This is a genomic window from Synechococcus sp. 63AY4M2, from assembly GCF_002760475.1.
In the GTDB taxonomy this organism is placed as follows: domain Bacteria; phylum Cyanobacteriota; class Cyanobacteriia; order Thermostichales; family Thermostichaceae; genus Thermostichus.
The window spans coordinates 2009436-2032520 of sequence record NZ_AXUX01000001.1 but is presented as its reverse complement, the minus strand read 5'-3'; the positions used below and the strand labels follow the sequence as shown (position 1 = coordinate 2032520).

Annotated in this window: 15 protein-coding genes and 1 pseudogene; 8 read left to right on the top strand and 8 right to left on the bottom strand. The window is 57.3% G+C overall.

From position 1 onward, the window contains the following. Positions 1-347 precede the first annotated feature (347 nt). Positions 348-1133 carry a 1-(5-phosphoribosyl)-5-[(5-phosphoribosylamino)methylideneamino]imidazole-4-carboxamide isomerase gene (gene hisA / locus SYN63AY4M2_RS09040; RefSeq protein ID WP_011431306.1) on the top strand — a complete coding sequence of 262 codons (786 nt, stop codon included), beginning with the start codon at positions 348-350 and terminating at the stop codon, positions 1131-1133. 414 nt (positions 1134-1547) lie between these two features. Beyond that, a complete protein-coding gene (locus SYN63AY4M2_RS09030) occupies positions 1548-2738 on the top strand; it encodes a M20 family metallopeptidase (RefSeq protein ID WP_011431307.1) in 1191 nt (396 codons plus the stop codon). A gap of 143 nt (positions 2739-2881) precedes the next feature. Here SYN63AY4M2_RS09030 and SYN63AY4M2_RS09025 read toward each other — a convergent pair whose 3' ends face one another. The 6 genes from SYN63AY4M2_RS09025 to SYN63AY4M2_RS09000 form a co-directional block, all read right to left on the bottom strand. Then, positions 2882-3490, bottom strand: a complete 609-nt coding sequence (locus tag SYN63AY4M2_RS09025) for a hypothetical protein (protein ID WP_240527325.1) — start codon at positions 3488-3490, stop codon at positions 2882-2884. Between the two features lie 178 nt (positions 3491-3668). After that, positions 3669-5393: an ATP-binding protein gene (locus SYN63AY4M2_RS09020; RefSeq protein ID WP_206337011.1), complete on the bottom strand. Its 1725-nt coding sequence runs from the start codon at positions 5391-5393 to the stop codon at positions 3669-3671. Then, entirely contained in the window at positions 5393-5986 is a 594-nt protein-coding gene (locus SYN63AY4M2_RS09015; protein ID WP_011431310.1) for a hypothetical protein, read from the bottom strand. The genes SYN63AY4M2_RS09020 and SYN63AY4M2_RS09015 overlap by 1 nt, the downstream gene beginning before the upstream one ends. Then, positions 5983-7176, bottom strand: coding sequence for a DNA double-strand break repair nuclease NurA (locus tag SYN63AY4M2_RS09010; protein ID WP_011431311.1), 1194 nt, complete (start codon positions 7174-7176; stop codon positions 5983-5985). Before SYN63AY4M2_RS09010 ends, SYN63AY4M2_RS09015 begins: the two co-directional genes overlap by 4 nt. After that, complete coding sequence (locus SYN63AY4M2_RS09005) at positions 7166-10762, bottom strand: AAA family ATPase (protein WP_099812802.1); 3597 nt, start codon at positions 10760-10762, stop codon at positions 7166-7168. Before SYN63AY4M2_RS09005 ends, SYN63AY4M2_RS09010 begins: the two co-directional genes overlap by 11 nt. Before the next feature lie 2 nt (positions 10763-10764). Then, positions 10765-12033: a DNA repair exonuclease gene (locus SYN63AY4M2_RS09000; protein ID WP_011431313.1), complete on the bottom strand. Its 1269-nt coding sequence runs from the start codon at positions 12031-12033 to the stop codon at positions 10765-10767. Positions 12034-12443: 410 nt separating this feature from the next. Here SYN63AY4M2_RS09000 and psaA point away from each other — a divergent pair, with 410 nt between their 5' ends. From psaA to SYN63AY4M2_RS08980, 4 genes are all read left to right on the top strand, one after another. Then, positions 12444-14711: a photosystem I core protein PsaA gene (gene psaA, locus SYN63AY4M2_RS08995; RefSeq protein WP_099887336.1), complete on the top strand. Its 2268-nt coding sequence runs from the start codon at positions 12444-12446 to the stop codon at positions 14709-14711. A gap of 21 nt (positions 14712-14732) precedes the next feature. Then, complete coding sequence (gene psaB / locus SYN63AY4M2_RS08990; protein WP_099887335.1) at positions 14733-16967, top strand: photosystem I core protein PsaB; 2235 nt, start codon at positions 14733-14735, stop codon at positions 16965-16967. Positions 16968-17074: 107 nt separating this feature from the next. Beyond that, positions 17075-17656 carry a Uma2 family endonuclease gene (locus tag SYN63AY4M2_RS08985; RefSeq protein ID WP_011431692.1) on the top strand — a complete coding sequence of 194 codons (582 nt, stop codon included), beginning with the start codon at positions 17075-17077 and terminating at the stop codon, positions 17654-17656. Positions 17657-17737: 81 nt separating this feature from the next. After that, entirely contained in the window at positions 17738-19294 is a 1557-nt protein-coding gene (locus SYN63AY4M2_RS08980) for an NAD(P)/FAD-dependent oxidoreductase (RefSeq protein WP_099812798.1), read from the top strand. Between the two features lie 59 nt (positions 19295-19353). On the opposite strand, the gene SYN63AY4M2_RS08975 is transcribed toward SYN63AY4M2_RS08980, so the two are convergent. After that, on the bottom strand, positions 19354-20808 hold the full coding sequence (locus SYN63AY4M2_RS08975) for a hypothetical protein (protein ID WP_240530521.1): 1455 nt from the start codon (positions 20806-20808) through the stop codon (positions 19354-19356). Between the two features lie 322 nt (positions 20809-21130). Here SYN63AY4M2_RS08975 and SYN63AY4M2_RS08970 point away from each other — a divergent pair, with 322 nt between their 5' ends. Both SYN63AY4M2_RS08970 and SYN63AY4M2_RS13625 read left to right on the top strand, forming a co-directional pair. Continuing rightward, positions 21131-21742, top strand: a complete 612-nt coding sequence (locus SYN63AY4M2_RS08970; protein WP_099884695.1) for a hypothetical protein — start codon at positions 21131-21133, stop codon at positions 21740-21742. 366 nt (positions 21743-22108) lie between these two features. Continuing rightward, on the top strand, positions 22109-22864 hold the full coding sequence (locus tag SYN63AY4M2_RS13625) for a hypothetical protein (protein WP_168174266.1): 756 nt from the start codon (positions 22109-22111) through the stop codon (positions 22862-22864). Positions 22865-22942: 78 nt separating this feature from the next. Here the strand turns inward: SYN63AY4M2_RS13625 and SYN63AY4M2_RS08965 are convergent. Continuing rightward, a pseudogene (locus SYN63AY4M2_RS08965) lies at positions 22943-23041 on the bottom strand (hypothetical protein); the annotation flags it as partial. Positions 23042-23085: the final 44 nt, after the last annotated feature.

The window sequence follows — 23085 nt, the reverse complement described above, 5'->3', positions numbered from 1 at the left end:
GGTTCAAGGAGCGTATTGCGCAATTATGTCGGCATTATGGCATGGAGTTTATTGAGGTAGAGGAGGCGTACAGCTCGCAGGCAAGCTTCCTAGATGGGGATGAGCTACCTAATTATGGTGAAAAACCCGACGGGTGGAGACCCTCTAGGCTGAGGCGAATGCTGCCGCCAACCTGCTTAAGAAAGTCAGCAGAACCTTGGGGCTTTGCCTTCAGGAACTGTCTAGAGGCGCTTTGACAACGCCGTTGCGGGTTCTTTTGTGGACTGCGTAAGCATCCCCCGCCTTTAGGCGGTGGGAGTGTCAATACTCAGGCGATACTGGAAAAGCTCTTCTCCAGGGATCCCATCATGCCTCACGCCAGTGCCTTTCTCGAGGTGATCCCCGCCATCGACCTTTTACAAGGCCGCGCCGTGCGTCTTTACCAAGGCGATTACGCCCAAGCCGAGCAGGTGGCCGCCGACCCCGTCCAGCAGGCAGAAATCTGGGCCACCCAAGGGGCGCCTCGCCTGCATGTGGTGGATCTGGACGGGGCCAAAAGCGGGGATCCGGTTAACCTGCCCATCATTGCAGACATTGTCCGCAAACTGGCCATCCCGGTACAGGTGGGGGGTGGGATCCGATCCCTGGAGCGGGCGCGGCAGTTGCTGGACTTGGGGGTGGAGCGGGTGATCGTCGGCACGGTGGCTGTAGAGGATCCCGCCCTGCTGGAGGCCATGACCCAGGCTTTGCCGGGACGCATCTGGGTGGGGATCGACGCCCGCCAAGGTCAGGTAGCCACCCGCGGCTGGCTGAGCACCACTCCCCTAGCCGCCACCGAGCTGGTGCAACGGGTCCAAGCCCAAGGGGCTGCCGGGATCATCTACACCGACATTGGCCGGGACGGCACCCTGGCCGGCCCCAACCTAGAGCAGTTGCGCCAGATCCTGGCTGTCTCCCGCCTGCCGGTTATCGCTTCCGGGGGGATTGGCTCGCTCACCGATTTGCTTGCCCTGCTGAGCTTGCCGGGTTTGGCCGGAGCCATTCTGGGCAAGGCCCTCTACTCAGGAGCTATCTCCCTGCCAGAGGCGTTGCGCGCCGTGGGGCCGGGCCGCTGGCAAGATCTGCCGCCAGAAACTGGATCCCGGTGGGCCTAGGGAGAAACAGCCCTGGCAAAACTTTTGCCATACTGGACGGAATCGACATGTAACTGATACATTTACGCTGAACACTGCTGAACATTACTGTTCAACTATGCAGCGATAGCATTCTGTTTGTTTCCAAACAGAATGGCGGTATCCCGCAAAGCTTTGAGTAGAATACCCAAAGCGCAGTTTCCGTGTCGTCTTACTACCAATTTTCTGCTTTGCTTTGGCTACCATGTTGGCAGACTCGAAAGTAAACAGAAAGATCAACTGGTAGTAATCCGTACTGAACATATTATACATTATTTTCAGTATAGTTGAGCTTATTATTGACTAGAGTCATGCTCTAAACAGCTTCTAGGAAACCAACCGGGAAGGAAGATCTTCCCCAGGCTGACTCTTGTCTAAGCGTTTTTTAGGATAGCCATGGAAGTTCCCGCCCTTCGCCCTGCCGTTCAAGCCTTACAGCCGGAGTTGGTGACCTGGCGCCGCCACCTGCACAAGTATCCAGAGCTGGGTTTCCAGGAGAAGCAAACCGCCGCCTACATCAGCCACCGCCTGAGAAGTTGGGGGATCCCGCACCAGACCGGCATCGCCCACACCGGCATTGTGGCCACCATCGCGGGAGAAGAGCCAGGGCCGGTTTTGGCGCTGCGGGCCGACATGGATGCCCTACCCATTCACGAGGCCAACGAGGTCGAATACCGTTCCGCCATCCCCAACGTTATGCACGCCTGCGGCCATGATGGCCACACGGCCATTGCCCTGGGCACCGCCAAGCTGCTGCAGCAGCACCGCCAAAGCCTCAGAGGCACCGTCAAAGTTATTTTCCAGCCTGCTGAAGAAGGCCCCGGCGGAGCCAAGCCAATGGTGGAAGCGGGGGTGCTGAAGAACCCAGATGTAGAAGCCATCCTCGGCTTACACCTGTGGAACAACCGACCTCTGGGCACCATTGGCGTCAAAAGCGGCCCCTCGATGGCCTTTGCCGATCGCTTTCAAATCGAGGTCATTGGGCGCGGTGGCCATGCCGCTCTTCCTCAGCAGACGGTGGACGCCATTGTGGTGGGATCCCACATTGTGAGCGCTTTGCAGACCATCGTCTCCCGCAACGTGGATCCGCTGCAGCCGGCGGTGGTGACGGTGGGCCGCTTCCGGGCCGGCGACACCTTCAATGTCATTGCTCCCCGGGCAGAAATTTGGGGCACCGTGCGCAGCTTTCAGCCGGAAGTGCGGGATTTGCTTGCAAGACGTATAGAAGAAATCGTGGCCGGCATTTGCCAAGCCTATGGGGCCACCTACGAGTTCCAGTACGAGCGGGGCTATCCGGCGGTTCACAATGACCCGGCCATGGCAGCCCTGGTAGAACAAGCCGCCCGCCAGCTGTTCGGTTCAGAAGCGGCGATTATTCCAGAGATGACCATGGGCGGCGAGGACGTCTCGTTTTTCCTCAACGAGGTGCCCGGCTGCTACTTTTTCCTGGGATCCGCCAACCCTGCCAAAGGGCTAGATTATCCCCATCACCATCCCCGCTTTGACTTTGACGAAGCTGCCCTCGGCATTGGGGTAGAGCTGTTCTTGCGCTGCATTGAAAACTACACTGGAAAGACTTTGGATTAAAGGGGGCACTTCCCAAAAAAGCTGTGACCATTTGAATAAGCCGTTCGCTACGTCAAATCCTAGCTCCCCTCTCCCTCAGGGAGAGGGGCTGGGGGTGAGGGATACCCTCTGGGAGAGGGGCCGGGGGTGAGGGGAGACTCCCTCTAGGGCCGAAGTAGGTCGGCGGATCCAGCGCCGGGAATCGGCAAGCGTTCCAGCGGTTTTGGGGTGGCAGGAGCGGGGACAGGATTCAAGTCGGCGGGAATGTACAGGGGCTTGGGATCGGGATCCCCGCCGAAGGCGAGCACAAGCTCCCGCAGCAGGGCCTGTCGCTGTTGCCGGCTCAGGGCTTGCACGGCTGCCTTGTCTTGGGCATAGGGGTTGACCGTCAGCCGCTCGGCACCGGGGTAGCGCTGGGCAACTATCGGCTCGTTGGCGTCCAGATAGTCTGCTAGCGTCAGTTGCCAGTCAAAGCGGTCGGTAGGAGAGCGACCGACCACCTGCAAGTGATAGACCATCATCCGCCGCACCAAGGTATCTTCCTCAGGCGCGGGGCCGCCGTCATTGGGGTTCACGGGGGTATAGGTGTTTTCCAGAGGCAGATCTGGCAAGGCCTCGTAGACCTGCCGCGCCGCCTCAGGGATCAGCCGCAACTGGGCATAGGCAGGGCCGGATCCCAGCAGGGCCACAGCGGCAATGCCCACCCAGCCTCGCCAAAGAGCTTGCTTTTTCACCACGACTTTCTTCTCCACCGGTAGCAAACCATCGCTCAAATTTTTGAGCGGCAACTCTTAGCTCTCCTGATTGGAAAGAGCTTGGGATCCCAGAGCAGTTGGGAAGCGTTGCAATCTAGACATGGACATGAACCATTCTAAGCTGCATAGATTTTTTTGGCTCAGCGTTTATAGACAGGATAGCCGGCTGCCAATTGACCCCAGCTTTTAACGATCTCTAGTCAATGCTCAATCCCTCGACCACCTGAGGCTGAGAACGTGGCCTGAGAGGGGCAGATTGGGCTACGCGATCCTGTCGTCGGTGGGGCTGAAAGTGATTTTGCCACAAGCCGAGGATATCAAGTGTTTCGCCACCATGCTGGGTGTAGCGCTGCCGTACTTTACACAGAACAGGGGTATTGACACACACGCCGGAGACAATCACCTGACCCTTGCTCAAAGCCGGCAATTCCTGTAACAAATCCCGTCCGGCAGCCTCAACACTCTGGCGCAGATTTTCTTGATCGGAAGGGTTGACAATTCGCATCAAAAATTGGCTCATGCATTGCGATAGAATGTCCGAGTCCAGCTTGCCGGGGCGTTGCGTGATTAGACCTACTCCTAAGCCAAACTTCCGCCCTTCGCTGAGAATGGTGCGCAACACCTGCTTGCAGCGGGAGGGCTCGTGGGCAGGGGCAAAGCGATGGGCCTCTTCCAACAAGATAAAAACAGGATAGGGCAGGTAATTTTCATCCCCCGGTTGGATCTTGCCTTTATGGGTGTTAATGCGGGCGTAATTGGCCTGGCGCAGGATGGCGGCGGCAATGACTTGCTGCTCTTCCTGGCTAATCTCGTGCATCTGCAAAATGGTTACCTGCCCTGGCTCAAACAAATCCTTGGGGGCCAGGTGTTCCACATTGCTAAAGTAGGGAGAGCGATCGATCTGCTCTAGCTTCCACTCCAAAGCAGCGGCTGAGGATCCCCGGGATCCGTCCTCTGCCGAATCTTCTTCGTTGACGGTGTCGATCAGATCCCGAATTGTCCAACGTAGTGGATTGAACTGGGTAACCTTGCGGAAAGCTTTCTCTAGGAAAGATTTCTGCCGGTCGGTGGTCTCTGGCAAGAGGGTAAGGATATCGAAAAAGTTGAGAGAAGACACGCGGATCTTGATTTCCTGTGGGGAGAGAACCTTAACCTTAGGGCGGTAGCCGTCTTCGCCCAAAAACTTGGGGTGGGACTGCATCTCTGCCAGTGTATGGTATTCCCCATGGGGATCAAAAATGAGAACAGCAGCCCGGTTTTTGGGCAACATCAGCTCTTCAATCAAGACCCCCGCCGTGTAGGATTTTCCGGATCCCGTCCCCGCCAAAATAGCCAGATGGGTGCTAACCATTTCCTTGACATCCAGCACCACGGGCACCGCTCCCTCGTCGCGCAACAACAGGCTGCCCAAGTGAGCGCCCCCAACGGCTGTTTCATCTCGTTTGTTCAAAATCGATTTCAGCAGACGATTGGAGGCCAAAAAGACTTTGGCACCGGGATCCGGAGGGCGACGGGGGTTAATAAAGCCCATGGCGCGGTGAAAATAGCCGATGACCTCGACGGTAACTGCGTAGATTTCCGGGTTGGGGTGGGTAAAGCCCACCAAAGCCACAATGGTGCTGGGATCGATCTCGGTGTCGGCAAAGATGCGATCGGGAATGTGATCCAAGAGCTGGACTTGCCTGATCTTGCCGAGAATTTTCAGGGTTTGGGACTGGGTATCCTGAACCTCATAGTAGACAAAATCGCCTACTCTTACAGCTTGGGTATTGGAGGTGATAAAAACATACTGGTTGGAGGTTTCACCGGGGCCCTTGACAGTGCCGATTACTTCTGGGGCCTCTTCATCGGAGGAGAAGACAGCTTTTGGATAGTGTCCATTGTCAAGAGACTGGGCGATCCCTACAGTTTTTTTGGTCATCAGCGCATCGCTCCTACGGTCATTTTCCAGGCCAGTTCTTTGCTTAGAATTTGCAGGGCCCGCCGTTGAGCCGGATCGGAAAACATGGGTATGATATCATTCAAGACTTGATAAACAAGGTGGTCGGCAAAGTTGCCGCCGCTGCTCAAGAGCAATCCATAATACGAAAATTGGGTTTGACCTTGGGGATCTTGGTGAAAACGTAGGATTTCTTCTTGGCTCATGCGAAAAACGGGCGTGTTCACAGGCACCACCACGCGCGGGATCCCTTGCCGGCCACAGCCCCGCTCTTCGTCCAAAGCTCCGATGAGAACCACCGAAAGCAGCGTGCGCACCTCGTTTTGTAAATCGGGGGAAAAATAGGGATCCGGCTGGCTGGAGAGGCGCGGGCCGGAGTTGAGAAAGAGCGGGTTTACAATTTGGGTGTTATAGACCAGACCTACAGCCCAGTGCCGTTGATCATTCTCCAGCTTAACAAAGCTGCCAAAGCCATAGTCATCAGGAGAGGGAGGATTTTTGACTTCTAGGGCGTCATCCACCTGCACTACGTAGTCGCAGTGATTGTTGGAGCGAACCACCTTGCCCAATCTCATCGGACTCGCCTCCGCTGCAGTTTACTCACCGTTTTCCGAGATAACCTGAGGTTGAGCTTCTCGCGGCTTGCCCAATCTTGCATCAGGCGCAGGAAAAGGTTGCGATCCTCATTGCGAATAACGGCTATTTGATCGGCTGTCTCTAACACATAGGGATAGCCTCTACCAATGATGACCTCGCAGCGCACCAGATCCACGACCCAGTCCAAAAGTCCTGCCTCGTAAACCCAAACCGGTATCTCCAGCCGGGCCGGAAAGTTGTCGTTGGTGCGCAAATAAACAAATCCCACTCGCTCTCGCATTTCTTGGTAAGAGTTGAGGATCCCATCTTGAGGGTTAAGGCTGCCGCCGCGAGCACAGATAAAAAAAGGGGTGCGCTCCCCCCACTCCAGCCACGGGCTGAGGAGTTGGGCATCGTGAAGCTGAGGAGCTTCAGGAAGATCGAAGCAATGCCGCAGCAATGTCACCAGATCTGAGGTATAGGTAGTGTCGATGTAGGCCACAACAGGGATCTGGTTTTGCTCGCTGGCCCGCAGCACCTGGAGTAAACATTGTACGTAGAAATCTCGGCTTTCTGGCTCAAGGGCTTCCGCAAAGGTAGCCACCAGAGCCCCATCTAAAAAGGCCAACTTTCGGGATCCAGGCTGAGCTCCCCGGATATATTCCACCAGCTTTTCTGTTTCCATTTGGAAGCGACGCATGTTGACGACGCGCTCTTTGGGCTCGCCGCTGCTATCGGATCCCAAATCCTTTGGAGTCAGTACATCGACTTGAATATCTTTTTCGTACAGGCCTTGGGCACAGTGATGATTCTCATACCAGCCGATCTGCACCAAGGCCACCGGAATTGACAGATCCTTGCTGGGATAGATTTGGGATCCATCTACTGCAAAGGTGGAAATATTTTTAATAATCGACCTTGCCCATTCATCGCTTTCCTCATGGCTAGTCCATGCCTGTTCAAAAGGAACTGACCAACTGGAGTAAAGATCCCACTCTTGAGTAGGTAGAGCACCCGGAAAGTCCAAGGGCGCTATTTTTTCGGCAATCTCTGCGCTCGACCACTGGCACAATCTTTCCATGGCCTGCCGATATCCCTCTCTGCGCTCCGATAGCCCTTGATCAAAAGTGACGAAAGCCTCCCGCTTTTGCTGCAATACTGCCAGAACCCGGTCAGCTCTAAATACCATAGGTGGGATCCCTCCTCATCTGGCCAGAGCCAGCGTGCCTCTCCACCCGAATGATGTTCTCCGTTACTTGCTCAAAGGTATCGTCGTGGCTGATCACAAATAGCTGCTCAAAAGAGCGCAAATTGGTAATGGACTCGGCCAATCGCTGTCGGCGCTGGGCGTCCATGTTGGTGGTGGGCTCGTCGAAGAAGGCAATATCCAACTGTCCTAACACCTTGAGCAAGGCTAGGCGAACTGCCAGAGCTGCCGACATCTGCTCTCCTCCAGAAAGGCTGGCAAAACGTCGTTTGGGGCCGCCTCCCTCTTGAACGCGGATCTCGTAGTCGGCCTCCCAGGTGAGGGCAACATTGGGGCGGTTGAGGATTTCCCGGAAGAGGTGATCGGCAATGTTGTTGATCTGCTGTAGATAGTATTGGGTAATTTGAGGGCCAGCCTTTTTGTAGGTATCTCGGCTAAACTTAATGAAGCGATGCAGACGCTCTTTCTCGATTCGTTGCGTCTCGACTTGTTTTAAGGTTTCTCTCACCCGCTCCAGTTGCTGTAACCTTTCCTGGATTTTCTGTAGTTGAGGGGCAAGGCTTTCCAGGCGAGCTTGAGCCTCGGCCTTTTGAATTTCGGTGGCCTGCAAAAGGGAGCGCAGACGTTGGTGCTCCTGAGGCTGATAGAGGGAAGCCAAAGGATCCCGCTGTGCCCGCAATTGGGACAGTTGGGTTTGCAATGCTTGCTGTTGCGCCTTCAGTTCACTGAGCTTCCGTTCTCGTTGGGGGAGCAGTTTGGCAATAGGCTCCAGACGTAGATATTGCTCGTGATCCGCTCGGTAGTGTTCGCGCTGTTCTTGCAGGGATCCCAGCTCTCGATCCAGGTGTTCGGTTTGCAGCAGCGCTTCCTCGAGGGGGCGGAGTGCTGCCTCCAAATCCTGGATTTGCTGTAGGCAACCTGCCTGCGTTTGCAGGTACTGTCTTTCCAGCTTGAGCTCCGCTTTCAGCCACTCAGCCCGGCTTCTCGGATCCCCCAGGGACTTCAAGGTTTCGGCGGCTTTTACAATTTGGGCTTGCAGGTAATCTTTGGATCCCTCTATTTTCTCCCAGCGATCAATTTGGGCTTGTTTTTCCTGCTTAGCTTGCTGGATCTGTTCTAGAGCCAACTGAGCTGTTTGCAGTTCATCTTTTCGTTGTGGCAAACTTTGGACAAGTGGTTGCATACGGATAACGGTTTCATAGCTGTTGCGATGGCAACTCTGCTCCTCCCGTAAAGCGGCAATTCTCTCGTCTAGATCGGCAAGGGGCTGAAGCTGCTGCTCTAGGGCTTGTATCTGTTGTTGAAGTTGCTGGATGCTGGCTACAACTTGCTGGTACTCTTGCTCAACTCTCGGCTTATTGTTGAGCTCCTTTTCCAGGCGCTGGATTTGCCCCCTGGGATCCCCCAGTGCCTGCAGCGCTTGGCCAATTTCCTGTTGTTGCCGAAGAAAGTCTGGCTCTGCCTCGAGGCTCCACTGAAGATCCTCAATTTTGCTCTGGCGTTCGTTTTGCCATTGCAGCAACTGTTGAATTTGAGCTTCTAACTCGGGAATCTGCGCCGTTAAGCCCAGCAGGGGCTGCAAAGTCTTGAGTTGCTCCTGGATATCAGCCAGTTGCTGGCGTAGCTGAGGCTCGCAAGTTTGGGGGGAAAGATCCTGTAGGATTTGTTGGATGGATTGCAGTAACTGTTGGCTGAGGGCTGAAGACTGGGCCAGAACTTGCGGGATCCGCTGCCATAGAGGTTGGAGTTGCGGATAACTCTGTTGGCAAGCGGCCAGCTCCTCCACAAGAGTTTGAATGCTGCGGTTGTGCTGGGCCAGTTGGTGAGAGCCCTGCTCGAAAAGGGCTTGGAGTTCCCGCTGAAATTGCCGCGCCGCGGCTAGGCGGCTGAGCTGAGTTTGCAGTCGCTCTTGTTGAGCCTCCAGGAGGGGAATCTTGGCTACGTGCTCTCGATCGGCCTGTCGCTGTCGAAGCTGCAGCCGCAACTGTTCCAACTGGGCCCGGCCCTGTTCCTGTTCTGTTTCTCTCTGTCTTAGCTCTAGGCGCAGGGCCTGAAAAGAGGCCAACTTCTGGCCAATTTGAGAGTACCGTTGTTCCAGGACGGTTTGCTTTTCGCAGAGCGTTTGCAGGTGTAGCTTTTCCTCCTCGATTTTCTGGAAGAGTTGGAGCTGCTGTCGATATTCAGATTCTCGCAGTTGGAGTTGGTGGAGCTGCTGCCGTAAAGTTTCCCGCTGAGCTGTCAAGGTCTGCCGTGTTCGTCGCAACGCCTCTTGCTCTGCCACCCAAGCCTCCAACTCCAGATAACGCCTGTAGGCCGATTCGTGCTGTTGACAGATGGCCTGCGCCTGTTCAGCCTCTTGGACGCGGCTTTGCAGCAGTTGACAGCGCCCGGCGTGGGCTGACCATTCTCCCTGAAGCTGCTCCCATTCGCGGTGCAGTTGGAGCAAGGTGTCGAGCTGCTGAGCCCAATGGCTTTGCCGGCGCTCTAGCTCCTCTTGGGCTTGAATTTGGGGAGCCAGCTCCTCTAGCTCCTGCTTGCAGCGCTGTTGTTGGCTGAGTTTTTCCTGCAGCCTCGCCAGTTGGTTTTCGAGGTTCTGCTTTTGCGAGAGCAGGGCCTCCCGCCGCTTCAGCCACTCCAGGCGCTGCTGCCGTTGCTTTTCCAGCTCCCGCAACCGATCTTCTATGGCCAAAAAGCGCTGAGATCCCTCTTGGTGGTGCTGTTGTTGTGCCTGCGCTCGCTGGGCCTCTGCCCACAGCTTTTCGGCTTGCTCAAGGGCTACTGCCAGCAGGGATCCCTCTTGCTCCAGTTGAGCAATTTGCCGGTCGAGCGTTTGGATTTGCTCAAGCAGCTTCTCCAGCCGCTCCAGCTCCAGCTTCACCTCGGCCAAGGTATGGGTATGGTGGCTTAAGCGCTCCTGCCAGTGGCTCAGTTCTTGCTCGATTCTCTGCTGCTCTACTTGCAGCGGATCCCAGTCTTGCATCTGTTGATGGAGCAGCTCAATTTGATGCTTGACGGCCAGAACTTGCGCCTCGCTGTATTTTTCAACTGCCAGCAGATCCTTTGCAACTTGCTGGTACTCTTCTACCTTCAAGATGCGGTCGAAAACTTCTTTCCGCTCCCGACTGGTTTTGAGAAAATCTGCTGTGAAAGTGCCCTGGGGCACCCCAATCGTTGTAGCAAAGAGCCGCGCCAAATCAGTACCGGCGGGCACACCCAAATGTTGCCTCAGCCACGCTAGCACATCTGCCTTGCGCTCGTAATCTAGGCGCTGCTTCAATTGCGGATCGAAGAGGCGATATCCCTGCCTGACACTGCGGCGAACGTCGTAGGTGCGCTGATCCCACTGGGAGATAAACTGGACAGTAGCCACCGCATCGCTGGCCCCTGTGCGGATGAGTTCTTCTTGGTTGTAGGGGCAGTAGTCAAACAAAACCCAGGCGATGGCCTCTAGAATGCTGGTTTTGCCTGCTCCATTTTCTCCACAAATGGCGTTGATACCGGGCTCAAACTCGAAGAAGGCGTCCTCATGAGACTTGAAGTTCTGCAGAGCCAAAGAGAGGATCCGCATGGTCAGTCTTCTTCCCCCAGAAAGGCGCCGCTCAGGTGAGCGTACACTTCCGCTTCGCCTTGCTCATCTAAGATTTTCTCTTTGAGATCTAAGAGTAACCGTGCCAGCTCTTCGCTGCGCTTGCGGTAGTGGGCATGGCTGCTCAGCAGATCCCTGTAGATTTTCTCTTCAATTTGCAGCCTGCGCCCTTCTTCTTCGAGGGAAAGAGCAGCCGACCCGATCTCCAAAGTAGTGGCTTCGAAGCGGAAGAGAACCAGCAGGGCACCGGTAAGCTGCTGAATCTGCTGCTGCAGGGCGCGGCTATCCAACTCGTGCTTGGCAAAGCCCACCTGCCCCGCCAGCCGAAACTCCACCATTGGCGCTGGCCCACCTTCGGGAAGGTCGGATCCCTTGGCCAAGGCAATTGCGGCTGCAGCAATCTCTTCGGGCGTTTCCCGGCCCTTGGCCTCAAGAGAGATCCGTCGGTGAGGCCGCCGGTAGTAGTCCTGCACCAGCTCAGCCTGAGGCGGGCCCTCTCCCCAGCGGACGCGGTAGGCTCCCCGCGGAAAGTCCCACTCGGCAGTACTGTTAGCCTCCAGGGATCCCGGATTGAAGATCCAGCCTTCTTCTGTATAGCTTTTGTGGATATGTCCCAAGGCTAAATAGCCCACCCCTGCCTCCCGCAAAGGCAGCAGATCCCGGTAGCGCAAGGCGCCCTGGTAGCGAGCAATTTGGCCTTCCAGGCCGTGGTGGAACATGAGCACCACCCGCTCAGGGCCAGGGGGCAACCGGCGAATGGCCGCCGCCAACTGCTCAATCGACTTGGGGGCCGCCGACCCATACCACTGGGATCCGATCACCCGCACCCCACAGGGCAGATCCAGATAGCCCCCCCGCCCACCTGACCAGGGGCGCAGCTCTAAACCCTCCTCGCCTGCTTCCGGCTCCAGCAGGATCAGGTCGCCGTGATCGGCCAGGTAGCGCAGCCAACTGGTCTTGACACCGTAGGGGCGGCTGTCGTGGTTGCCCTCAATGGCCAAGACGGGGATCCCGGCCTGCTTCAGCTCCCGCAAGACAATCTGGGCTTGGTTGAGGACACCGGGCTGAATTTGCCGGTGCTCAAACAGATCCCCGGCAATGAGGACAAAATCCACCGGGTTCTGGATGGCATGGCGGCGCACCACATCCCGAAAGGCCAAAAAGAAATCTTTGCTCCGCTCCGGGCTGTTGTAGCGGTCGTAGCCCAGATGCACATCGGCCAGGTGCAAAAAGGTGCAGGTGGAAGTGGCCATCGCCCGAACCTGCCAGCAAATTGCCCACAGTTTAGCAGACAAACCTCAGTGCTCAACTAGATATAGGGATCCCTTCCCGGCCATTTGCGGCTTTGCTCGGGTTGCCACCCCTAGAGCTAGGCGCCGCCCCGCCGCGCTGCCTGTTGCCCAGTTCCAACCTTTCGTGGGCACAGCTTGGGTTGGTGAAAGTTCGTTACATATATTTACATCTTTATTGGAGAAACGATTGCCAAGCAACCCTAACTCCGATAGGGCAAGGGATCCCTGGTTTAATTATTGTGAAGCGACGGGGGGGTTACAAAGGCTGACCTATAATGCCAGGTAAATCCCGCCTTGGGAGAGATCCCCGAGCTTCACGGCTGCAGACAGGCGGGAGCGCTTCGTTCCTTGTCGCAAGAGAGGAGTTCTTGATGACAACTACGCCAAAGGAGCGAGAGCCAAAGGTCAAGGTTTCGGTGGATATCGATCCGGTCCCCACCTCATTTGAGAAGTGGGCCAAGCCGGGGCACTTCGATCGCAGCCTGGCGCGTGGGCCCAAGACCACGACCTGGATCTGGAACCTCCATGCTCTTGCTCATGACTTCGACAGTCACACCAGCGACTTAGAAGACGTCTCTCGGAAGATCTTCTCCGCTCACTTCGGCCACCTGGCGGTGGTCTTTGTCTGGCTGAGCGGCATGTACTACCACGGAGCTCAGTTCTCCAACTATTCTGCTTGGCTGGCGGATCCGATTAACATCAAGCCCAGCGCCCAAGTGGTCTGGCCCATCTTCGGCCAGGAGATCCTCAACGGCGATGTGGGCGGCGGCTTTGAAGGGATCCGCATCACGTCGGGTCTATTCCACCTCTGGCGAGCTGCCGGCATCACCAATGAGTTTCAACTCCTCTGCACCGCTATCGGCGGTCTGGTGATGGCTGGCCTCTGCCTGTTCGCCGGCTGGTTCCACTACCACAAGCGGGCTCCCAAGCTGGAGTGGTTCCAAAACGTGGAGTCGATGCTCAACCACCACCTGGCGGGCCTGCTGGGGCTGGGCTCGCTGGCCTGGGCCGGTCACCAAATCCACGTGGCCATCCCCATCAACAAGATGTTGGATGCGGGCGTGCCGGCGGCTCAGATCCCTCTGCCCCACGAGTTCATCCTCAAGCCGGCCCTGATGAAGGAGATGTTCCCCAGCGTGGATTGGGGCCTCTTCAGCGGGGTGGTGCCTTTCTTTACGTTGGACTGGGGCAAGTACGCGGAGTTCCTCACCTTCAAGGGTGGCCTGGATCCGCAAACGGGCGCCCTCTGGCTGACGGATCAGGCCCACCACCACCTGGCCATTGCCGTGCTCTTTATCGTGGCCGGCCACATGTACCGCACTAACTGGGGCATCGGCCACTCCATCAAAGAGATCCTGGAAGCCCACAAGGGCCCCTTCACCGGCGAGGGCCACAAGGGTCTGTACGAAGTGCTGACCACCTCTTGGCACGCCCAACTGGCCATCAACCTGGCCATGGTGGGATCCCTGAGCATCATCGTGGCCCAGCACATGTACGCCATGAACCCCTACCCCTACATGGGCATTGACTACGCCACCCAGATCTCCCTGTTTACCCACCACATGTGGATAGGGGGCCTGTTTATCGTTGGCGGCGCTGCCCACGGGGCCATCTACATGGTTCGCGATTATGACCCGGCGGTGAACCGCAACAACGTCTTGGATCGGGTGATCCGCCACCGCGACGCCATCATCAGCCACCTGAACTGGGTGTGCCTGTTCCTAGGCTTCCACGCCTTCGGCTTCTACGTCCACAACGACACGATGCAGGCCCTGGGCCGTCCGCAGGACATGTTCTCGGACACGGGCATCCAGCTGCAGCCCATTTTTGCCCAGTGGATTCAATCTCTGCACACCAAGGCCATCGCTAGCACTGCTCCCTATGTGGGCGCTTCGGTAAGCCCCATCTTTGGGGGTGATGTGGTGGCTGTGGGTGGCAAGGTGTCCATGATGCCGATGGTGCTGGGCACGGCGGACTTCATGGTGCACCACATTCACGCCATGACCATCCACATCACCGTGCTGATCCTGCTCAAGGGGGTGCTGTTTGCTCGCTCTTCTCGCCTGATCCCCGATAAGGCCAAGCTGGGCTTCCGCTTCCCCTGCGATGGCCCGGGCCGCGGCGGCACTTGCCAAGTCTCCGCTTGGGATCACGTGTTCCTAGGGCTGTTCTGGATGTACAACTGCATCTCGATCGTGATCTTCCACTTCAGTTGGAAGATGCAGAGCGACATCTGGGGCACCGTCAACCCGGACGGCACGATTGAGCACATCACCGGAGGCAACTTTGCAGCCAGCGCTATCAACATCAACGGCTGGTTGCGGGACTTCCTGTGGGCCCAATCGGTGCAGGTGATCAACTCCTATGGCTCGGCGCTGTCGGCCTATGGACTGCTCTTCTTGGGCGCCCACTTCGTCTGGGCCTTCAGCTTAATGTTCCTGTTCAGCGGCCGTGGCTACTGGCAGGAGCTCATTGAGTCCATCGTCTGGGCCCATAACAAACTGAAAGTTGCTCCGGCCATTCAACCTCGCGCCCTCAGCATCATCCAGGGGCGGGCGGTCGGTGTGGCCCACTACCTGCTGGGCGGAATCGTGACCACTTGGGCGTTCTTCCTGGCACGGTTTGCCGCACTCGGCTAAGGCAAGGAGGAAGAGACAATCATGACCACTGCAACTCGTTTTCCCCAATTCAGCCAAGACCTGGCCAGCGATCCCACCACTCGGCGTCTGTGGTACGGCATTGCCACCGCCCACGACTTCGAGACCCACGATGGCATGACGGAGGAGCGGCTTTACCAAAAGCTGTTTGCCACCCACTTCGGCCATCTGGCGATCATCTTCCTGTGGGCTTCTGGCAACGTCTTTCACATCGCCTGGCAAGGCAACTATGAACAATGGGTGGCCAACCCCACGGGGGTCACCCCCATCGCCCACGCCATCTGGGATCCCCAGTTCGGCAAGGCGGCGGTGGAGGCCTTTACCCAACCTGGTGGCGGTGGCCCTGTGAATGCGGCCTACTCTGGCCTCTACTACTGGTTTAACACCATTGGCCTACGCACCAACGGCGATCTCTACGCCGGCGCCATCGGCCTGTTGTTGTTGGCGGCGGTGTTCTTGTTTGCCGGCTGGCTGCACCTGCAGCCCCGCTTCCGCCCCAGCCTGAGCTGGTTTAAGAACGCCGAGGCCCGCCTCAACCACCACCTGGCCGGCCTGTTTGGTGTCAGCTCCTTGGCCTGGGCAGGCCACCTGGTGCACGTGGCCATCCCCGAGTCGCGCGGACAGCACGTGGGCTGGGACAACTTCCTCACCACGCTGCCCCATCCGGCGGGCCTAAAGCCCTTCTTTACCCTAAACTGGGGGGTCTATGCCCAGAACCCGGATACGGCCAACCACGTCTGGGGCACGGCAGAAGGGGCGGGCACGGCCATCCTCACCTTCTTGGGCGGCTTCAACCCCAACACCCAGTCCCTGTGGCTGACGGACATGGCCCACCACCACCTGGCCATTGCCGTGATCTTCATCGTGGCTGGGCACATGTACCGCACCAACTGGGGCATCGGCCACAGCATCCGCGAGATCCTGGGCGCCCACAACCCGCCGAAGGGCACCCCCTTCGGGGGCCTGCTGGGCGAAGGGCACAGGGGCCTCTACGACACGGTCAACAACTCCCTGCACTTCCAGTTGGCGTTGGCGCTGGCCTGCTTGGGAGTGGTGACCTCGCTGGTGGCGCAGCACATGTACGCCCTCAACCCCTACGTGTTCATGTCGATGGATCACACCACGGAGGCGGCTCTCTACACCCATCACCAGTACATTGCTGGCTTCTTGATGGTGGGGGCCTTTGCCCACGGGGCCATCTTCCTGGTGCGGGACTACGATCCGGAGGCCAACAAGAACAACGTGCTGGCGCGGGTGCTGGATCACAAGGAGGCGATCATCTCCCACCTGAGCTGGGTATCGCTGTTCTTGGGCTTCCACACGCTGGGGCTGTACGTCCACAACGACGTCATGCAGGCCTTCGGCACGCCGGAGAAGCAGATCCTGATTGAGCCGGTGTTTGCCCAGTTCATACAAGCCTCCCACGGCAAGATGATCTACGGCATGGACGTGTTGTTGTCCAACCCGGATAGCATCGCCTCTACGGCTTGGCCCAACTACGGCAACGTGTGGCTGCCTGGCTGGCTGCAAGCCATCAACGATCCCAATGGGTTCCTCTTCCTGCCCATTGGCCCCGGCGACTTCCTGGTGCACCACGCCATTGCCCTGGGCCTGCACACCACCACGTTGATCCTGGTCAAAGGGGCGTTGGATGCCCGTGGCTCCAAGCTGATGCCGGACAAAAAAGACTTCGGCTACAGCTTCCCCTGCGACGGGCCGGGGCGGGGCGGCACCTGCGACATCTCCGCCTGGGATGCCTTCTACCTGGCCATGTTCTGGATGCTGAACACCATCGGCTGGGTGACCTTCTACTGGCACTGGAAGCACCTGGGGATCTGGAGCGGCAACACCGCCCAGTTCAACGAGAACTCCACCTACCTGATGGGCTGGCTGCGGGACTACCTCTGGGCCAACTCTGCCCAGTTGATCAACGGCTACAACCCTTACGGGATGAATAACCTGGCGGTTTGGGCCTGGATGTTCCTGTTTGGCCACCTGGTCTGGGCGACAGGGTTCATGTTCCTCATCTCCTGGCGCGGCTACTGGCAAGAGCTGATCGAGACGCTGGTGTGGGCGCACGAGCGCACCCCCTTGGCCAACTTGATCCGCTGGAAGGACAAGCCGGTAGCTCTGTCGATTGTTCAAGGTCGTCTGGTGGGCCTGGCTCACTTCACGGTGGGGTATGTGCTGACCTATGCGGCCTTTGTGATCGCCTCGACAGCCTCTCAGTCGGGGTAGCCAGCCCATAACCTGCTGAATAGGGATCCCTTGGCTTGTCCAGGGATCCCTTTTTTGTGAGTTGGTAGAGTGGTGATATGAAGTTTAGGGTCTGATGAGTTTGGTCGATGACTCTAGCTGCCCGATTGGATCCCTATATCAGGCGATATACCTTTGAGGAGTTTCATCGACTGATTGAGTCTGGACAGATTGAAGAGCCCAATCAGTTGGAGCTGATTGACGGGCTCCTGGTTCAAAAGATGACGAAAGGGGAGAGGCACGCCGCCTACTGTAGCCGCCTGTACCGACTGTTGGTGGGCCTTGTGCAGGAGCAAGCTATTGTGCGCACCCAGGATCCGGTGCAACTGCCCCCCAATCACGAGCCGGAGCCCGACTTTGCCATTGTGCGCTTTCAGCAGGATGAGTACCGCTCTCGGCATCCTCAGCCCGAAGACATCTATCTCATCATCGAAGTGGCTGATTCTTCCCTTACCTATGATCGGGAAGTCAAACTCGGACTCTACGCCAAAGCCGGGATCCCCAACTACTGGATCTTGAACTTGCAGGAGAACTGCCTAGAGACGTACAGCTTGCCAACAGGGTCGGGAGTTTACCAGAAAAGAGAGGCTTACACCCCCGAGGAGAAAGTTGGGATCCCAGGGATCCGGGCTGGAGAGTTGAGTCTGGATCAGGTTTTTTCCATCGGTTAAGGCAGGGATCCCTTGCCGGCAGATCGAGTCTTGGCTGGCAGGAGTATTGTGGGTGGAGAAGCGTTTGCAGAAGGATTGTTGATGAGCTACGACGCGGTGGTGATTGGGGCCGGGCACAACGGGCTGGTGAGCGCTTGCTATTTGGCCAAGGCCGGGCAAAAAGTGCTGGTGCTGGAGCGCTATCACACCGTTGGTGGTGCTGCCATTACGGAAGAAATTCACCCAGGCTTTCGCGTGTCGGTGGCTTCCTATTCCTGTAGTTTGCTGCGCCCGGAGATCATCCGCGATCTGCGCCTGCCGGACTATGGCTTTGAGGTCTACGCCAAGCAACCTTCCTACTTCATGCCCTTCCCGGATGGGCAGCACCTCTTTCTGTATGCCGATAACCGTGCCAAGAGCAAGGCGGAAATTGCCAAGTTTTCTCGCAAAGATGCGGAAGCCTACGACCGCTGGGAGGAGTTTTGGGATCGGGTGAACGAGGTGGTGGAGCCAACCTTAATGCAGCCGCCGATTTCACTGGGGCAACTGGCGGATCGCTTTGCAGCTGCTGGCTATGAAGACGATTTCCGCCGCATCATGCTCCTCTCGACCACTGATCTCCTGGATGAGTTCTTCGAGTCGGAGCAAGTCAAGGCGGCGATGGCTCCCCAATCTTTGATTGGCACCTCTGCCGGGCCGATGACTCCGGGTACGCCCTACATTTGGCTAGTCCATGCGGTAGGTCGCGCCATTGGCTCGCGTGGGGTCTGGGGCTATGTGCGCGGTGGGATGGGATCCATTACCCAAGCGATGGCCAAGGCAGCTCTGGACTTAGGGGTGGAGATCCGCACTTCTGCTCCAGTGGCGGAGATCTTGATGGAGAGTGGGCAGGCCGCTGGGGTTATCCTCGAATCGGGGGAAACCGTGCGGGCGCGGGCGGTTCTCTCCAATGCCCATCCCCAGATCACCTTTTTGCGGCTCTGCTCCTCTTTGCCCCCAGACTTGCGTGACCGGCTAGAACGGCACTACCGCACCTCAGGCCCGGTGTACAAGCTCAACTTGGCCCTGGAGGAACTGCCCCGCTACACGGCGGCCCCTGCTGAAGTACCCCCAGAAGTGGTCAGTTCCGCCACGGTAGACATTGCTCCCTCGGTGGCCTATCTGGAGCGGGCTTGGGATGATTGCAAATACGGGATCCCTTCCCGGGATCCGTTTATCGAGATCTACAGCCAATCCCCCACCGACCCGACAATGGCTCCCCCAGGCAAGCACATCCTCTCCTGTTTCTGTCAGTTTGTGCCTTACCAACCCAAAGGGCGAGACTGGAACGATGGCCTGCGGGAAGAATTTGCCGATCGGGTAATCGACAAAATTGCCCAATTTGCCCCCAACATTAAAAACGCCGTGATCGCGCGGCAGATGTTGTCGCCTGTGGATCTGGAAGCCCGCTTTGGCCTTGTGGGGGGCAGCATTTTTCACGGGGAAATGACGCCGGATCAAAGCTACAACCTGCGGCCCATCTCCGGCCTGGCCGACTATCGATCCCCCATTCCCGGCCTTTACCTCTGCGGCTCAGGGGCCCACCCAGGAGGCGGAGTGACCGGGATCCCTGGCCACAACTGCGCACAGGTGGTGCTCAGCGATCTACCCAAGCTCTGACCGACGAAAAGGCCAAGCCAGAGCGGATCCCTGCTCTGGGATCAAACGGGTTGCCTGGGTTACAGGCGTACCTCAGTTCCCTCAAAAAACCCACGGATGATCAAAATGGCCCCTTCTCTAGCTGCAAGGTTGTTAGTAGGGAACTCCTGTTCTATGAACCACTGGCCGGAGATGCGTTCCGCAGAAGTGGTTGAGTCAAAGATAAGGTTCAGGTTTCCCCTTTGAACGCTTCCCCCTACGTCAAGCCGGTTAAACGGCCCCGCTAATTGTGCTCCGGCCAAGGTGCGGAAGACGAAATCTCCTGTGGTGGGCACAATGCCCTGAAGGATAACGGGCTCAGGGTTGGTTCCTTCCACAGGCGAGCCGGGCAGGGTATCTGTAGAGCGCTCTGTGCGCAATGAGAAAAAGTAATCAAAGGCTGTTGGGTCACCCGGCGTGGGTGTCGGAGTCGGGGCGACAGGTAACTGGGGAATCGGGGTGGGGAAAGGTCGCGGCGGCGGGCTAACCTGGACGAAGTTGAGGACTGTGCTGACATTGGCCGGGTCAAACTCTGCCTGCACCCGACCGTTCAACAGGCGCCGGATGCGCACCAACTGATTGGGCAAGATATTGGGCCGCGTCGGATCCGGGGCAAACAACACCGACTGGGTGCCCACCTGGGCGGGACGATAGACGATCTCCGCCTGGTTGGGCCGGAAGTTCAGGCGAGCAAAGAGAGCCAGGGCATCTTCAGGAGTGCCATCGCCGGCCACGCCCCGCTGCCGCACCACAAAGCTGGCGGAAAAGCTTCCGGTTTGCAGAATGGCAGTGACAGGCCCTTGAGGTGGGGGAGGATTGACAAAAGAGCCTGGCGCCAGAATCTCACCACCGGGGCCAGGGCCACCATCTTCAAACAACACACCCACGGTGGGGACAATGAGAGAAGAATCTCCCTCGAGAACGACCTGATTGCCATTCCTATTCACCAAGATTCGGCGCACGGTGAGAGTCAAGACAGTACCTTCCCTGACGGCTCTAAAGGTTGTGTTCACTCGAATGCGCTGATCATTGGGGTTTGTCGAAATTGCAACCAGCCCGGCGATATTGAATTGCGTAGATAGCCTGCCGTCGTTGGGTCCAAAGGCAGTGATATTCACCAGCGGTGTGGTTCGCCCAATTTGGATGGCCAGGGTGCTGGAGCGAAGGGTGGAGTCAATCGTCAAGTCACTGGCTGGGATCTCGTTCACAGGCAAGATGCGGGCTTCAACATTGGCGATGCGAGCTTCACCGCTGCCTTGGAGGGGGTTGGTGCGCACAGGGATCCCGTTGTCAAACCTCGGATTGACATAGTCCAAGCGGAGGCTGGTGGTCTCCAGCACTGAGCCAGGGGTAAAGCGATACTCCTGGGCCGAGACAAAGGCAGCCGGATCTACCTGGACGGGCCCAGGCAAGGTCGGAGACTCATTAACTTCTCCGCAGCCGCCTAGCAGCAAGACTCCACACAAAACCGCCAACGAGCGACCTTTGAAGTTCATACGGCACTTCCTCACACACCTTAAATCTGGGCAAATCCACACACAAAATGGGGAGAAGGCACCCAACCCCTAACGCTACAGGTAAGCTGGCCGCCCCTGCTCGAGGCTATGATACCCCATATCTAGGGGATGGGCCATTCCCAGAACAATTTCTTGCATTTGCTCTGCCGCTCGCTTGACAACGCTCTAGGATGCAGTAGAACTAACAGCAGGCATCCCCCTTGAAATTGTGCAGATGCATAAGACTTGAGCAAGCTCGGTGGATCCCCGCTGGACGCTGCCTAAGACGTTTGCTGTGGTGTGAGTGAGTGGAGATTTTTCGATGAGACGACGTTTTGGCTCAGCCCTTGGCCGTGGCGGCCTCTCTCTTTGGGCAACCTGTGCTTCGGTTGCGCTAATTACCGGCTGCAGTAGCGAGACCACCAGCGGGGTGCCGCCTCTACTGGCTTCTAGCGGTGCCACGCCTCCTCCTGTGGCCGTTGCCCCCACGATTGCCCCCAATCTCACGCCTATCACCTTCCGCCCTGGTCCGGATTTCGCCCCCATCACCCCGCCGCCCATCCAGCCCGACCTACCGGATCCGCCTAGCTTGGCAGGCTCTTTTCAGATCGGCCTGGTGAGATCCGCTTTCGTAACCATCACTCTGACAGACTTGCGTGCTCCAGGAGTGATCAGGAGCGTAGAGGTTCAGTTTTTCAACATCAGTCGCGGCACGGATATTACCAGCATCTTTTTGCCGACGGCAATCGAGCAGTTTAGAAATACTCTAATAGGTCGCAACGAGATCACGCTTACCAACGGCTTCACCTTCCCGGCGGATCCAGCCGCCTACAACACCAACGTTGCTGCGGGAGAAACGGTTTTGGTAATCGTGGTCATTCGAGATTCATTTGGTCAAGCTCTGAGGCTGGAAGCGCGCGCCCAAGCCACCTAAGCTGGAGCTGAGTAAGGCTGTTTGGGTTTGTGCCACGAGAGAGTTGAATGGCAGGAGGATGAGGGAATGAAAACGGGAAAAGTAGCTGGGGTTTTGGCTTGCTTGTGCTTGGGCTTGCTAACAGCTTGTCAACAAACTAAAGAGGGGAATCCAATCAGCTCGCTGCCAGGGCCAATCATCCCTGTGCAAAACCCGAATACAGAACCCGGAGGAACGGGGGTAGGGCTGCCATCCACTCCTCCGATTGGATCTGTTCCCCCAGGTCAACCCAGCCCTCTTGTGCCCCCTCCTGTGTCGGCGCCGACGATCCCGCCCCTGCCCACTCCAAATCCCTCTCCTAGCATTATTGGCTTGCCCCCAGGCCCCTTGGCTGCTCCAGCGTTCACTAAGAGCTTTAATCCTGCTTCAGCAGTGGGTGCCCCTGTAACTGTAACGGTTATCTTCACGATTGTTAATAACTCAGGGATTCAACTAACCGGCCTCAACTTTGCAGACAGCCTGCCTGCAGGGTTGTCTGTTGCCACTCCGCTCAACTTCACCAATACCTGTGGTGGATCAGTTGCTGCGGCTGCAGGCGGAGCCTCAATTGCCCTGAACGGTGGAATACTGGCTGCCAATGCAACTTGTGCAGTGACTGTTCAGGTTGTTGCTGGGACTCTAGGCACTTACGTCAATCCCCCTGTAACTCTCACCAGCGCCCAAGCTCCCCCTGCGCAAAGTGGGACTGTAACTCTCGTGGTGGGTCCAACTTTTCCGGTTTTCACTAAAGCATTTCCAGGTACATCTTTTGCAATTAATACTCCTGTACCTTTGACCTTTACCATCACCAACAACACGGCTACCCCTCTGACCGGCCTTGCCTTTACAGACATCTTACCTACTGGGCTCGTTATTGCTAGTCCTCCCTTTTCGACCAATACTTGCGGTGGTGTACTTAACGTGGCTGTGGGTGGAACGTCTATTACTTTCTCGAATGGAACTCGGCCTGCTGGCACTATGTGCATGATTTCAGTGAACGTTACTTCTAGCGCAGCAGGTACGTACATCAATCCTCCTACCACACTCACCAGCAACGAGGCAGCCCCAGTGATAGCGCCGCCTGTGAGTGTGACCTTCTTCTAGCCCGCGGCTGTGGGTTTGAGGAGAATCCAAAAACACAGGGTTAGGATGCGGCCACCACGCAAGGGATCCGCATCAACCTCAATCAACCTGGCTGATCAAGCCGGCTGCCCAATCCAGGAGGGCGTTCACTGCTTCTAGGTCTTTCGCTTCTGAGTACAACCTCAGCAGAGGCTCGGTGCCGCTGCCGCGTCACCCCCCAACACTTGCGCAGGACTTTGGAA

Excerpts from the sequence above, each read along its gene's own strand:
- SYN63AY4M2_RS09030 (WP_011431307.1), top strand. The coding sequence starts at position 1,548 with ATGGAAGTTCCCGCCCTTCGCCCTGCCGTTCAAGCCTTACAGCCGGAG.
- hisA (WP_011431306.1), top strand. The coding sequence starts at position 348 with ATGCCTCACGCCAGTGCCTTTCTCGAGGTGATCCCCGCCATCGACCTT.
- SYN63AY4M2_RS09000 (WP_011431313.1), bottom strand. The coding sequence starts at position 12,033 with ATGGCCACTTCCACCTGCACCTTTTTGCACCTGGCCGATGTGCATCTG.
- SYN63AY4M2_RS09020 (WP_206337011.1), bottom strand. The coding sequence starts at position 5,393 with ATGACCAAAAAAACTGTAGGGATCGCCCAGTCTCTTGACAATGGACAC.
- SYN63AY4M2_RS08970 (WP_099884695.1), top strand. The coding sequence starts at position 21,131 with ATGAGACGACGTTTTGGCTCAGCCCTTGGCCGTGGCGGCCTCTCTCTT.
- SYN63AY4M2_RS09005 (WP_099812802.1), bottom strand. The coding sequence starts at position 10,762 with ATGCGGATCCTCTCTTTGGCTCTGCAGAACTTCAAGTCTCATGAGGAC.
- SYN63AY4M2_RS08975 (WP_240530521.1), bottom strand. The coding sequence starts at position 20,808 with ATGAACTTCAAAGGTCGCTCGTTGGCGGTTTTGTGTGGAGTCTTGCTG.
- SYN63AY4M2_RS09010 (WP_011431311.1), bottom strand. The coding sequence starts at position 7,176 with ATGGTATTTAGAGCTGACCGGGTTCTGGCAGTATTGCAGCAAAAGCGG.
- psaB (WP_099887335.1), top strand. The coding sequence starts at position 14,733 with ATGACCACTGCAACTCGTTTTCCCCAATTCAGCCAAGACCTGGCCAGC.
- psaA (WP_099887336.1), top strand. The coding sequence starts at position 12,444 with ATGACAACTACGCCAAAGGAGCGAGAGCCAAAGGTCAAGGTTTCGGTG.
- SYN63AY4M2_RS09015 (WP_011431310.1), bottom strand. The coding sequence starts at position 5,986 with ATGAGATTGGGCAAGGTGGTTCGCTCCAACAATCACTGCGACTACGTA.
- SYN63AY4M2_RS08985 (WP_011431692.1), top strand. The coding sequence starts at position 17,075 with ATGACTCTAGCTGCCCGATTGGATCCCTATATCAGGCGATATACCTTT.
- SYN63AY4M2_RS08980 (WP_099812798.1), top strand. The coding sequence starts at position 17,738 with ATGAGCTACGACGCGGTGGTGATTGGGGCCGGGCACAACGGGCTGGTG.